The sequence below is a fragment of the Lachnoclostridium sp. MSJ-17 genome (assembly GCF_018918205.1).
Taxonomy (GTDB): domain Bacteria; phylum Bacillota; class Clostridia; order Oscillospirales; family Acutalibacteraceae; genus Ruminococcoides.
The window spans coordinates 14281-27726 of sequence record NZ_JAHLQB010000046.1; the positions used below are offsets into that span (position 1 = coordinate 14281).

General features: G+C 50.8%; 13 protein-coding genes and 1 other RNA gene. 10 read left to right on the plus strand and 4 right to left on the minus strand.

The genetic code is table 11. The features are described 5' to 3' along the window. A complete protein-coding gene (locus KQI64_RS03985) occupies positions 1-1335 on the plus strand; it encodes a CCA tRNA nucleotidyltransferase (RefSeq protein WP_216523440.1) in 1335 nt (444 codons plus the stop codon). A gap of 37 nt (positions 1336-1372) precedes the next feature. Here KQI64_RS03985 and KQI64_RS03990 read toward each other — a convergent pair whose 3' ends face one another. Next, positions 1373-2545, minus strand: coding sequence for an NAD(P)-dependent malic enzyme (locus KQI64_RS03990; protein WP_216523441.1), 1173 nt, complete (start codon positions 2543-2545; stop codon positions 1373-1375). A gap of 109 nt (positions 2546-2654) precedes the next feature. Here KQI64_RS03990 and rnpB point away from each other — a divergent pair. After that, positions 2655-3003, plus strand: an RNA gene (rnpB, locus tag KQI64_RS03995) — RNase P RNA component class A. Here the strand turns inward: rnpB and KQI64_RS04000 are convergent. Genes KQI64_RS04000 through KQI64_RS04010 form a run of 3 tightly spaced genes read right to left on the minus strand, consistent with a single transcriptional unit; the run spans position 3004 to position 6344 of the window. After that, complete coding sequence (locus tag KQI64_RS04000) at positions 3004-4587, minus strand: NAD(P)/FAD-dependent oxidoreductase (protein ID WP_216523442.1); 1584 nt, start codon at positions 4585-4587, stop codon at positions 3004-3006. After that, positions 4584-5789, minus strand: coding sequence for an aminoacetone oxidase family FAD-binding enzyme (locus tag KQI64_RS04005; RefSeq protein WP_216523443.1), 1206 nt, complete (start codon positions 5787-5789; stop codon positions 4584-4586). Before KQI64_RS04005 ends, KQI64_RS04000 begins: the two co-directional genes overlap by 4 nt. 51 nt (positions 5790-5840) lie before the next feature. Next, on the minus strand, positions 5841-6344 hold the full coding sequence (locus KQI64_RS04010) for a COG2426 family protein (protein ID WP_216523444.1): 504 nt from the start codon (positions 6342-6344) through the stop codon (positions 5841-5843). Positions 6345-6540: 196 nt separating this feature from the next. Between KQI64_RS04010 and KQI64_RS04015 the strand changes: the two genes are divergently transcribed. The 8 genes from KQI64_RS04015 to KQI64_RS04050 form a co-directional block, all read left to right on the plus strand. Continuing rightward, positions 6541-7020, plus strand: coding sequence for a VanZ family protein (locus KQI64_RS04015; protein ID WP_216523445.1), 480 nt, complete (start codon positions 6541-6543; stop codon positions 7018-7020). Beyond that, on the plus strand, positions 7013-8377 hold the full coding sequence (locus KQI64_RS04020) for an MATE family efflux transporter (protein WP_216523446.1): 1365 nt from the start codon (positions 7013-7015) through the stop codon (positions 8375-8377). The genes KQI64_RS04015 and KQI64_RS04020 overlap by 8 nt, the downstream gene beginning before the upstream one ends. Before the next feature lie 44 nt (positions 8378-8421). Beyond that, the gene (locus tag KQI64_RS04025) at positions 8422-8754 is read left to right on the plus strand and encodes a hypothetical protein (RefSeq protein ID WP_216523447.1); all 333 of its coding nucleotides are present in this window, start codon (positions 8422-8424) and stop codon (positions 8752-8754) included. Next, a complete protein-coding gene (locus KQI64_RS04030; protein WP_216523448.1) occupies positions 8744-9352 on the plus strand; it encodes a site-2 protease family protein in 609 nt (202 codons plus the stop codon). The genes KQI64_RS04025 and KQI64_RS04030 overlap by 11 nt, the downstream gene beginning before the upstream one ends. 11 nt (positions 9353-9363) lie before the next feature. Continuing rightward, on the plus strand, positions 9364-11220 hold the full coding sequence (locus tag KQI64_RS04035) for a TIGR03960 family B12-binding radical SAM protein (protein WP_216523449.1): 1857 nt from the start codon (positions 9364-9366) through the stop codon (positions 11218-11220). Next, positions 11195-11854, plus strand: coding sequence for a TIGR03936 family radical SAM-associated protein (locus KQI64_RS04040; RefSeq protein ID WP_216523450.1), 660 nt, complete (start codon positions 11195-11197; stop codon positions 11852-11854). Before KQI64_RS04035 ends, KQI64_RS04040 begins: the two co-directional genes overlap by 26 nt. A 4-nt stretch (positions 11855-11858) precedes the next feature. Next, complete coding sequence (locus tag KQI64_RS04045; protein ID WP_216523451.1) at positions 11859-12536, plus strand: hypothetical protein; 678 nt, start codon at positions 11859-11861, stop codon at positions 12534-12536. A gap of 191 nt (positions 12537-12727) precedes the next feature. Then, on the plus strand, positions 12728-13446 hold a 719-nt coding region (locus KQI64_RS04050; protein WP_216523452.1), incomplete at its 3' end, for a TIGR01212 family radical SAM protein.

The window sequence follows — 13446 nt, forward strand, 5'->3', positions numbered from 1 at the left end:
ATGAAAATACCGAAAAACGCAAACCTGATCATTCACAGACTTCAAAACGCGGGGTTTGAGGCTTATGCCGTCGGCGGCTGCGTCCGCGACAGCCTGCTCGGAATAACACCTCACGACTGGGACGTCTGCACCTCAGCGAAGCCCGAGCAAATCAAGTCATGCTTTGAAGAATACAACACAATCGATATCGGCATACGGCACGGTACTGTCGCGGTTATTATTGACGGAGAGCCGTTTGAAGTCACCACCTACCGTGTTGACGGAGAATACCGCGACAACCGCCATCCCGAGAGCGTGACCTTTACATCTGAGATCAGAGAGGATTTGGCGCGCCGCGATTTCACCGTCAACGCCATAGCTTATAACGAGGAATGCGGACTCGCCGATTTTTACGGCGGCGAGAGCGACCTGAAAAAAAGACTTATCCGCTGCGTGGGAAATCCCGACGAGCGTTTCCGCGAGGACGCGCTGCGCATTCTCCGCGCGCTGAGGTTTGCTTCCTGCTACAGCTTCACGATCGAGAAAGACACTGCCGCCGCTGTCCACAGGAATGCAAAGCTGCTCAAAAATATTGCCGCCGAGCGTATTCAGTCCGAGTTTGTGCGGCTGCTCTGCGGCGACGGCGTAGAGGGCATTCTCAACAGCTTCCGCGACGTGTTCGCGGTATTCATACCCGAGCTTGCAGAAACCTTTGATTTCGACCAGAAAAACAGGCACCACTGCTATGACGTTTACCGTCATATCACTCATTCTGTCGGCTTGATTGACAGCGACCCGGTTCTGAGGCTTACGATGCTTTTCCACGACATCGCAAAGCCCCGCGTTTGCACCGAGGATAAACAAGGCTCGCGCCATTTCAAGGGTCATCAGCTCGTCAGTGCAGATATCGCGCGCGAGGTTCTCAGCCGCCTGAGGTTCCCGACAGATACTATTGAAACCTGCGTGACTTTGATTATATATCACGACGTCCGTTTCAGCGGAAATCTACCTCAGGTCAAGCGAGTCCTGAATAAAATAGGCGAGGAGAACATGCGCCGTCTCTTTAAGGTGCAGTACGCCGATACGCTTTCGCAGTCTGAATACCTGCGCGGCGAAAAGCTTGAAAAAATCGATACCGCCAAGGCTCAGTTTGAAAAGATCCTATCCGGTAAAATGTGTTTTTCCGTTAAACAGCTCGCTGTGAACGGCAGGGATCTGATCGGCATAGGAATTACCGACGGCAAGCAAATCGGAAGTGCGCTCAGATTCTTGCTCGACAGCGTAATTGATGAAAATCTTCCGAATGAAAAAACCGCCCTGCTTCAGGCGGCAAAAGAATATTCTGATAAAGAATAAAAACCCGACCGCTCGGCCGGGTTTTCCGTTTGTAATGTTAAATTCTCGCGACGCCTGATTTGATCGCGGCGTTTTTGACCGCCTCGGCGACGGTCTTGCCGACGCGGGGGTCAAAAGCGTGGGGGAGAATGTAATCTGCACTGAGGTGTTCGTCGTCAACAAGAGAAGCGATCGCGTAGGAAGCCGCGACCTTCATGTCTTCGTTGATGTCGCTCGCTCTGCAGTCGAGAGCGCCGCGGAAAATACCGGGGAAGGCGAGGACGTTGTTGATCTGGTTCGGGAAGTCGCTCCTGCCCGTTCCGACAACAGCCGCGCCTGCCTTTTTCGCGAGGTCAGGCATGATTTCGGGAGTGGGGTTAGCCATTGCAAAGAGAACCGGATTCTCAGCCATCGACTTGACCATTTCCTCGCTCACACAGCCTGCGGCGGAAATGCCGAGGAAGACGTCGGCTCCTTTCATAGCGTCGGCAAGCGTGCCGGTCTTGTGACTGAGGTTTGTGATCTCAGCCATCTCGCGCTTAACGGCGTTCAGTCTTTCGTCGCCCTTGCAGATAATGCCCTTGCTGTCGCAGAGCGTGATGTCCTTGACGCCCATGTTCATCAGGTGCTTTGCGATTGCGATGCCCGCGGCGCCCGCGCCGTTCATAACGACCTTGATGTTCTCAAATTTTTTACCTACAAGCTTGAGCGCGTTGAGCAGACCCGCGGCAACAATGATCGCGGTGCCGTGCTGATCGTCGTGGAAAATCGGAATATCGCACTTTTCCTTGAGCTTCTTTTCGATCTCAAAGCAGCGGGGGGCGGAGATGTCCTCAAGGTTGATTCCGCCAAAGGAGCCGCTGATGAGGTATACAGTGTTTACGATCTCGTCGACGCTTTTGCTCCTTACGCAAATCGGGAACGCGTCAACATCGCCGAATGCCTTGAACAGGGCGCATTTGCCCTCCATAACGGGCATGCCTGCCTCGGGGCCGATATCGCCGAGACCGAGAACCGCGGTGCCGTCGGTAATAACCGCGACAAGGTTGTTTCTTCTTGTCAGCTCGTAGCTCTTGTCGTAGTCCTTCTGTATTTCGAGACAGGGCTCAGCAACGCCGGGGGTATAGGCGAGAGCGAGCTCCTCGGAATTTGAAATAGGAACGCGTGAGATAACCTCGATTTTGCCGTTCCAGTCATAATGCAGTTTAAGTGATTCCTTTCTGATGTCCATAAAATTACTCCTTTCTTAACCTACAGTATTATAAACCAGATAAAGCTGATTAGCAAGTGAAAAATCAAAATATTTGACATTTCGCGTGATTTGATATATGATAATTATGCGAGTGCGCCGAACAGCCGCGGGCAGAATCCGAAAGGATCTGTGCGAGGAAAGTCCGGGCTTCACAGAGCGATAATAACGGCTAACCGCCGCCGGGGGCGACCCCAGGGCCAGTGCAACAGAAAATAACCGCCCGATTTGTCGGGTAAGGATGGAAAGGTGAGGTAAGAGCTCACCGGAGGGCGGGAGACCGCTCTGCCGTGTAAACCCTATTTGAAGCAACACCGTGGAGGGACATATACGCTTGCTCGGCGTGTCCTATGGAGGTGGCATCGAGCAGGTTCGGGCAACCGACTGCCAAGATAGATGGCTGTTCAAGACAGAACCCGGCTTACAGACGCACTCGTGTTTTATTTTTCTATTACCTTTTCGGCACACTTTATTCCGTCAACCGCGGCTGAGATTATTCCGCCGGCGTAACCCGCGCCCTCGCCGCAGGGATAAAGACCCTTAAGCCCTACGCTCTCGAGGGTTTCAACATTTCTCAGAATGCGGACAGGCGAGGAGCTTCTCGTTTCAAGACCCGTCAGTACAGCGTCGGGATCGTCAAAGCCTCTGAGCTTTTTGCCCATAACCGAAATCGCTTCCTTCATCGACTGCGAGATTTCAGTTGGCAGAATCGTATTCAAATCACAAAGATTATAGTCTGGTCCGATACTCGGCAAAACTCCGCTGAGCCTGTCGGACTTTTTGTTATTTATAAAATCACCGACTCTCTGCACAGGCGCGCAAAAACCTCCGCCGCCGAGCGTGAACGCCTTTTCCTCAAGCCCGCGCTGAAAGTACATGCCGCCGAGAGGACTTTCACTGCGGTAATCCTCGGGAGTAACGCCGACGAGCAGGGCAGCGTTTGAGTTAATCTCGCCGCGCATAAATTCGCTCATGCCGTTTGTGCACAGCCTGTTTTCCTCGCTCGAAGCGTTGACGACCTTTCCGCCGGGGCACATGCAGAAGGTATATGCTCCTCTGCCGTTTGAGGTGTGGACGTTCATCTTGTAATTCGCCGCTCCGAGAGCCTTGCTGCCCGCGAATTTTCCGTACTGGGCGCGGTCGATTTCCTCGCGCAGGTGCTCGATTCTCGCGCCGACGGAGAATGGCTTGGCTTCAACCGGCAGCTTTTTTTCGTGCAGCATTTCAAAGGTATCTCTCGCGCTGTGACCTATGGCGAGGATAACACTGTCGGTCTCGATGATATCTGTCCTGCCGTCTGACTCAACGACCGCGGCGGTAATTTTTCCGTCAGCAGTGTGAAATCCCGTAAGCTTTGTTTCAAACAAGACCCTTCCGCCGAGTCCGATTATTTCCTCGCGCAGATTTTTGACGGTGAGCTTGAGCTTGTCCGTGCCGATGTGCGGCTTCGCGTCGTACAGGATTTCCTCAGGAGCGCCGTGACTGACAAATTCCTCGAGAACCTTTCTCTGACGGCTGTCTTTAGTTCCAGTGTTGAGCTTTCCGTCCGAGAACGTGCCTGCGCCGCCTTCTCCGAACTGTACGTTAGAAGTTGGGTCAAGCGTTCCGTCAGTCCAGAATTTATTTACGTCGGATGTACGCCTGTCAACGTCGCGCCCGCGTTCGATAACTATGGGATTCGCGCCGCTCTGCGCAAGGATCAATGCGGCTAACAGACCCGCGGGACCCATTCCGACCACGAGCGGAGAAGCGCCGCCATTCCATTCCGGGATTTCGTATTTATATGGCTTGACCTTTGAAGCGTTTTTAGACCTTTTCAGCACGGCGTCCTCGTTTGTATTAAGAACTACGTCCACCGCGCATAAAAAGAAAATGTTATCCTTTTTCCTCGCGTCGACAGAGCGGCGGAAAATGCTGACGCTTTTGATTGCGTTGTTTTCCACTCTCAGCTCGCGGCAGATCTTCTTTCTGACCGTGTTATCGTCGTAGTTGAGCGGAATATGCAGATTATTTACTCTTATCATAGCTGTTCACCAACAATCATGCCGCTGACAAATGCAAAATGCAGGTTGAAGCCGCCGCATTCGCCGCAGATATCGACCGCCTCGCCGCAGACAAACAGATTTTTCACTCTCCTGCTCTCAAAGCTCTCGGTTAATTCACTTGCCCTGACTCCGCCCTTGGCGCACTGAGCTTGTTCAAATCCGCTCAGTTGAGTGACAGGGAAATCAATTCCTTTTACCTCTTTGACCGCCTTTTTGATTTGCTCATCGGTCAATTCACCGCAGGTTAATGAAAAATCCGACGTTCCGCTCTGTTTCATAACCGCCTGAGCGAGCCTTTTCTGCAAAATGCCGGTAAAAAGATTATCGGATGTCTGTTTTGCAAACAGTTCTTTATTCTTTTTCAGAATATTATATATTTCCTTTTCGGAATAATCAGGCAGCAGATCTATCGAAATTATATCTCCGCTTTTTGCGTAAAGCGAGAGGTTGAATACGCAGATACCCGACAAGGCTCCGTCGGCAAACTGAATCTCGCCTTTTTCTTCCTTGACAGCCCTGCCGTTTCTAAGCAGACTGACCATTCCTGCCGCCCGCAAGCCCTTGAGCGATTTCAAAACGCCGGATTTGACTTGAATGGGGCAGAGCGCGGGCTTAAACGGCTCAATTGAAAGACCGAGGTTTTTGAGATAATCAGCGCCGCTCGCGTTTCCGCCGAGCTTAGGAGCCGCCTTTGAGCCGCAGGCGATGACGAGCTTCCTTCCGAAAAATTCATTTTCCGCCGTCTTTATCCGAAAACCGCCGTTTTCGCGTTTCAAGGATTTTATCTGTTCGCCGCAAAAAATCTCAACGCCGTATCTCTCGCAGGCAAATCTGAGCACATCGAGCACGGAGCTCGCCTGTCGGGAAACAGGGTAGACCCTCTGTTCGCTGTCGGCATAGGTCAGAAGCCCCAGAGATTTGAAAACCGTGAGCAAATACTCCGCGTCATATTTTTCAAACAGCTTTTCAGTATTAAGGCTTCCGCAGTATCTGTCGGATGAAATATTCATATTCGTCAGGTTGCATCTGCCGTTTCCGGTTGACAGCAGCTTTTTTCCGACGCGTTCGTTTTTCTCGATAACCGCGACATTCAGCTTTGGGTCATGCCTTTTTGCGGCGATCGCGCACATCAGTCCCGATGCGCCGCCGCCGGTTATCAGAGCGTCAAAGTTGTATTTCATGTTTTTCACCTAAAAAACAGGGCAGCAAACGCTGCCCGGTTTTGACTGTTATTATTTCGGAGCGAGACAGGTGAAAATACCGCCTGCACCCATACTTACGAGAAGGCTTGCCGTGCCCATGATAACGCCCGCGATCAGTACGCCGCACATAACCGCGATGGAGCTTTTCTTGAAGCCCATATCGAGGAAGCTTGCAGCGAGTGTTCCGGTCCAGGCGCCCGTACCCGGGAGAGGAATACCGACAAAGAGCATAAGAGCGATAAACAGACCCTTGCCTGCCTTTGACTTGAGCTTTTCGCCGCCTTTTTCGCCTTTGTTATAGCACCATGTAAAGAATTTGCCTATGTATTTTTTGTCCTTGCCCCAGATGAGAACCTTTCTCGCGAAGAAATAAATCAGCGGAACAGGGAGCATATTGCCGACAACACAGACAACATATGCCCAGAAGAGCTGCCAGCCCTCCATACCCATGCCGACGGCAACGGGAATTGCGCCTCTGAGCTCTACGATAGGAACCATTGAAATAAAGAAAATGATTAAATAATTCAGTAACATAGAATTCTCCTTTTCGTTATGTCAAAACATCAAAACAAAGTATAACAGAAATACCCGTTTTTTTCAATAGTTAACATGGCGACTTTTTGCCTTTAAAATCAATTCTTTCCGTAAAAACTGACACATAAGGTTAAAAAGTATTCATATTCATTGACATTCACTTTATTTGATGTAAAATATACAGAGGAGTGATGAAATGGATAAGCGAGCGACTTCCCGTTTCCGGGTTATAGTATTTATTTTGACCGCGGCGGCGATTGTCTTTGCCTTTGTGCATTCCGCAATGCCTGCCGACCTCTCGTCAAAGGAAAGCGAGGGAGCTTTTGCGGTGATTTACCAAATATTGAGATTTTTCGGTGCGGGAGAGGAGCTTACCGAGCATATCGTCCGCAAGCTTGCGCATTTTTCGGAATATACCGCGATCGGAATGCTTCTGACAAGCTGCGCCTATTCATTTGACCGTTTCAAGCCGTACAGGTATCTGGCTTATGTGTTTTTCGCCGGACTCGGCACGGCGTTTATCGACGAGACGATCCAGCTTTTTTCCGAGGGACGGGCGGGAATGATTGCCGATATGTGGATCGATTTTTCCGGCGTAGTCCTCGGAACTGCCGTAATGCTGCTGTTTTATTTTGTATATCAAAGAGTAAGAAGAAAGAAGATGAAGCATGAGTAACGAAATAAGAACTGAAAACAAGATGGGCACAAAGCCCATGCTGCCGCTAATTCTGTCGATGTCGCTGCCTGCGATGTTTTCGATGACGATCATGGCGATGTACAATGTGGTTGACAGTATTTTTATCGGCAACTACGATCAGGCGGGTCTTACGGCGATCTCGCTTGCGTATCCGTTGCAGCTTTTCCTGATAGCGGCGTCGGTCGGTACGGCTATCGGCGTAAACTCTCTTGTTTCGCGAAAGCTCGGCGAGAAGAATTTTGATATGGCGAATTCCGCCGCGACTCACGGACTTGTCACCTGCCTGTTTACCTACGCGGTATTTTTATTGATAGGACTTTTCGCGGTCAGACCTTTCATGGGGCTGTTTACTACTGACGCGCATACCGCCGACTGCGGAGTTCAGTACCTCACGATCGTGCTTTGCTTCTCAGGCTTTGCGACTGTCCAGATAATGATCGAAAAGACGCTTCAAGCCACGGGAAACATGATTTATCCCATGCTCTTTCAGCTTATGGGAGCTGTGGTTAATATCATCTTCGACCCGCTTATGATTTTCGGAATCGGTATTTTCCCGGAATTCGGAGTTGCCGGCGCCGCAATCGCGACTGTTTTCGGACAGTTCTGCGGTATGGTTTTCTCGATTATAGTTCTTTTCAAGAAAAATCACGAGGTCAAGGTCAGCTTCAAAAACTTCAAGCTGAAAGGCGCGATTATAAAGAATATCTATTCCGTTGGCTTACCTTCTATTATTATGCAGTCGATAGGCGCGGTTATGATGCTCGGAATAAACGCGATATTCATGGCGGCGGGTTCCGCAGTGTCGGTAACTGTTTTCGGAATCTACTTCAAGCTCCAGAGCTTTGTATTTATGCCCTGCTTCGGACTCAATCAGGGCGTTATGCCCGTTATCGGCTACAACTACGGCGCGCGCAACAGAAAACGCGTGTATTCCGCTCTCAAGTGCGGAATCGTCATTGCGGTTATTATCATGTCTGTCGGCGTCTTGCTTATGTGGCTGATTCCCGACGTGCTGATTTCGATGTTCGGCGGCGGACGGGAGCTTATGGAAGTCGGAGTTCCCGCGTTCAGAACAGTCAGCCTTTGCTTCCTTCCGGCAGCGGCGGGCATCTTGTTCACCACGCTGTTTCAGGCGGTCGGAAAGGGCGTGCGCAGTCTGCTGATGTCGGTTTGCCGTCAGCTGGTTATCCTGCTTCCGGCTGCGTTTATTCTCTCAGTAACTGTCGGAGTCAGCGCGGTTTGGTATGCCTTCCCGATTGCGGAGATCGGCTGTCTTATTCTCGCGATATTCTTCTTCCTCGATTTGGTGAGGAACGATTTCAAAAAACTCAATTGATTAAATCACACCTCAGCGCATATATTTGCACTGAGGTGATTTTTTTGGAAGATAACAGGGACATTATTACATATGACGAAGGCTGGCAGAGCGTGAGCGAAAGTGAGACGCCTGTGATTATCGAACCGACGCCTGTGAATGATAATACTGAACCAAAGCCGATAAAGCCGCCGAAGCAGCTGTTGCTGACCGCGCAGCTCGTTTTGTGTCTTTTGATTGCGCTTGCCGCCTTTGTCCTGAAAAGCATCGGGGGAGAGCTTTACCGGAGCGTTCACGAGTGGTATGTCGGAGCCTTGAACAACACGGCGATTTTTGACGGGAGAAATGAATCCGACCTGAGTATTCTTACCGAAAAGGCGACTGCCGATGAGGTTTAAGCTTTGCGGAATACACTTCGAAATATCATATCTGCTGCTGTGCCTTGCCGCGATCAGCGTTATCCTCGGCATTTTTCAGAGCTTTTGCTATTGCGTTCTGGCTGTGATCATTCACGAGAGCGGACACCTGATTACAATGATGATTCTCGGATATTTCCCTGAAAGAATTAAAATCCTGCTTTTCGAAATCTCCATTTCCGACCCGTCGAGGCAGGAGAGAAGCAGGCGGGAGAACCTTCTTATAATTTTTTTCGGTCCCGCATCGAATTTTATTTGTGTTCTGCCGCTTTTTCTGTTATACTTATGTGGAACGGAAAAAATTCTCCCTTTCGCGGCGGCGAATCTCTCGGTCGGACTGTTCAATCTGCTGCCCGTGATGTCACTCGACGGCGGACAGCTGCTCTATATTTTTCTTTGCCGCAGGCGTTCGCCGGAGCAGGCGGAAAAAATCGTCTGCCGCCTTACGTTTATCTGCATTTTTCCTCTCGCCGCGCTGGGGTTTGTGATTCTTTTCCACTCTCATTACAACTTTTCACTGCTCTTTGTCTGCGTGTACCTGATTTTCGCGCTGCTGACAAGGCAGGAAAAATACTACTGACGGAGGTTGCCATGGTCAGCAAGGAAGTAGAAAAACTGCTCTTGAAGGTTCAGAAGCCCGGACGCTATGTCGGCGGAGAGCTAAATGAGGTCATAAAGGACAAACGCAAGGTGGACGTCCGCTTTGCCTTCTGTTTTCCCGACACATACGAGGTGGGAATGTCGCATCTCGGCATGAAAATTCTCTACAGCCTGTTCAACAGCGTTGATTATATCTGGTGCGAGCGGGTTTTCGCGCCTTGGATAGATATGGAGGAGCTGATGCGCGGGCGCAATATCCCGCTGTACGCTCTCGAGAGCGGCGACCCCGTATCCGATTTTGATTTTATCGGTTTCACTCTCCAGTATGAGCTCAGCTACACGAATATGCTCAACATGCTCAGGATGAGCAATGTGCCGATTTATTCGCGCGACAGGACGGAGCTGAAAAATATCGTAGTCGCGGGTGGCCCCTGCGCCTGCAATCCCGAGCCGGTTGCTGATTTTGTCGATATGTTCTTTATCGGCGAAGGCGAGGAGGTAGACCTCGAGGTCATGGAGCTTTTCCGCGAGTGCAGGGCGAACGGAGAAAGCAAGGCGGAATTTTTGGAACGCTGCGCCCGGATAGAGGGCGTTTACGTGCCTTCTCTCTACGAGGTAAGCTACAATGACGATGGAACTATAGCCGCGTTTACTCCGAAGGGAAGCGCTCCGGCTGTCATTCACAAGCGCCTGATGAAAAAAATGGACGAGAGTTATTATCCCGACAATTTCGTTGTACCGAACGTAGAAATCGTCCATGACCGCGCCGTGCAGGAGATTTTCCGCGGCTGTATCCGCGGCTGCCGCTTCTGTCAGGCGGGCTTCATTTACCGTCCCGTCCGCGAAAAGTCGCCCGAGGTCATCAACGAGCAGTGCAAAAAGCTCTGCATGAATACCGGTTATGACGAGGTGTCACTGTCGTCGCTGAGCTCGAGCGACTACAGTCAGATCGTGCCGCTGCTCGAAAAGCTGACAAGCTGGTGCGGCGACGAAAAGGTCAGTATTTCGCTTCCGTCGCTTCGAGTCGACGGCTTTACCGACGAGATCATGAACAAGATAAAAACCGTGCGCAAGAGCGGTCTGACCTTTGCGCCCGAGGCGGGAAGTCAGCGAATGCGCGACGTTATAAACAAGAATGTCCGCCACGACGAGCTTATGCAGACCTGCGCGACCGCGTTCGCAGGAGGCTGGACGACCGTCAAGCTTTACTTTATGATAGGTCTGCCGACGGAGACAATGGACGACGTCGCGGATATCGCGCATCTCGGTCAGTCGGTAGTTGATACATATTATCAGACTCCGAACCGCTCAAAGGGCAAGTCCGTCCGCGTGACGGTTTCCGCGTCCTCCTTTGTGCCTAAGCCGTTCACACCCTTCCAGTGGGAGCCGCAGGACACTATTCCCGTTCTGCACGAGAAGCAGGAGCATATCAAGGAGAGCATTATCACGAAGAAAATAACCTTTAACTATCACGACGCGGACACCAGTTTCCTCGAGGCGGTTTTCGCACGCGGTGACAGAAGGCTGTCAAAGGCGATGGCGCTTGCCTGCGAAAGAGGCTTCCATTTTGACGGCTGGAACGATTGCTTTGATCTGCAAAAATGGCTCGATATTTTCGAGGAATGCGGTATCGACCCGGCGTTTTACGCGAACCGCCGCCGCTCCTTCGACGAAATCCTGCCGTGGGATCACATCGACTATGGCGTGAGCAAGCAGTTTTTGATTAAGGAATGCCAAAAGGCATATAATAACACGACCACACCGCACTGCCGTCTGAAATGCAGCGGCTGCGGAGCGGCAAAATACGGGGAGGGAGTTTGCTTTGAGAAACGTCAGGATATGGTTTAAGAAGGACTATGAGTGCCGCTATATTTCCCACCTCGACCTCAACCGTGTAATGCTTCGCGCTCTCCACAAGAGCAAGCTTCCGATATGGCACACTGAGGGCTTTAATCCGCACCCGTTTGCGACATTTCCCTTGCCGCTGTCTCTCGGCTTCCGCGGCGTTAACGAGTGCATGGACGTAAAGCTTGAGGACGACAGCCTTGACATAAAGACGATTCCGGACAGGCTCAATCCCTGTCTGCCGCGCGGAATACGCGTGTTCGACGCGACGGAGGTTGTGATGAAGGCGGGCAAGGTCGCGTTCGCGTCATTTACGATGCGGATAAGCGCGGACAGGCTTTCGTCGTCGGTAGTGACCGCACAGCTCAGGGAGCTTCTGAGCCGTGAGGTCATCGAAATAGAAAAGAAGTCCAAGAAGGGCATGAAAACCGTCGACATCAAGCAGGGCGTACGCAGCTATGAGTTAAAGGAGATGTTTGACTGCGCACAGCTTGACGTGATTTTATCGGCGGGCAGCAGCGACAACGTCAATCCTCAGCTTATAGTTTCCGCTCTGTCCCGTGAAAACGGAGTTGAATACGACGCGGATATTACCCGAAACGACTTATATAATTCGGAATTAGAATTATTCAGGTGAGATTATGTTTGAATTTACAATTAACAGAGCCGGACTTCTGAATGAATTTCTGCGCGGCTTTTCGGACTATGTAAATAAGTCGTATAAATTTACGATGAAATTTCTCGCGAGCCCCGAGCGCGCCGATTTCAGCGAGAACGACAGACTTGTACTGATCGCGGTCAACAAGTCGGTTTACCAGAATCTCTACAGCTTCCTGCGGCTCAACGACAGCCATATGCAGTATGCGGCGTTTGCATGCCTTGAGAACGCGGTTTACGCCATGCGCCTGTTCAGCGTGATCGCTCCGTACACAGAGTATCGATATAAGTTTCTCACCGATCTAGAGTTTTCGCTCGCGGATTGCGAGGACGAGCTTGCTCAGGATGACGGCGAGTTTGACGAGAATATGGAGCATTTTTCTCTTAAAGAATTTTGTGAGGGCATTCACAGGGTAAATACCTTTGAGCTGAAAACCGCGTCTATCTCCTCGCAGCTCAACGACGGAAGCCTGTATCTCGGGTTATCCTGCGGCAATACCCTCAGCGACGAGCTCCAGGATGAGGTGCGCAAAAATCTCATAGGCGCGTTTGTGGCTCTCACCAAATACGCGAGAATGTTCGAGAGCGACGGAGTCGACAAGGAGCTCAAGGAGCTTGAGGACAGCTTATACTCGCGCTTTCTGGAATACCTAAAGAATTAACGGCGGGCGGCATTTTAAAAGTTTCACCTATGTTTTCATAAAACTTCAAATAGTTTTCACAAACGGACGGTAATATATAGTCACAGCAACAGGAAAGGCTGTAAAAAAAGTTTACCACCATTTTTTCATAGATGTTCCTTTTATTAGTAGAAAGACTGACCGCGAGGTTGGTCTTTTGCTTTTGGTGAAATATGTATTATTATTCCTTAAACGAATATTTAAAAAACACCTTCGGCGAGAAGGTCTACAAGATCTCCCTCGACGGCGGTATGACCTGTCCCAACCGCGACGGTACTCTGGGCAGCCGCGGGTGTATATTTTGCAGCGGCGGCGGTTCGGGTGAGTTCTCCGCCGACAGAAATCTCAGCGTCAGCGGACAGATCGAACAGGCAAAGCTGCGCATATCCGCAAAGACCGGCTGCAGGCGCTTTATTGCCTATTTTCAGCCATTTACAAACACCTACGCCGATGTTTCGTACCTGAGAAGGATTTTTTATGAAGCGATTCTTCCCGATGAAATCGCCGTTCTTTCGATCGCGACAAGACCCGACTGCCTGGGAAAAGAGGTAATTGACCTCCTCTCGGAGCTGAATCAGATCAAGCCCGTATGGGTAGAGCTGGGATTGCAGACGGTACACGCGAAGACAGCTGAGTATATCCGCCGCGGCTATCCTCTCGGGGTCTATAACAAGGCGGTCGCTCAGCTCCGTGAAGCAGGGGTGAGTGTGATAACACATGTAATACTCGGCTTGCCGGGTGAGAACAAAGAAATGATGCTTCAAACCGTGAGGTACGCGGGGGAGAGAAGCGAAGGAGTGAAGCTGCAGCTCCTTCATGTGCTCAAAGGAACCGACCTGCTTGCCGATTACAGGCAGGGCATGTTTGAAACCCTCACTCTTGAGCAATACCT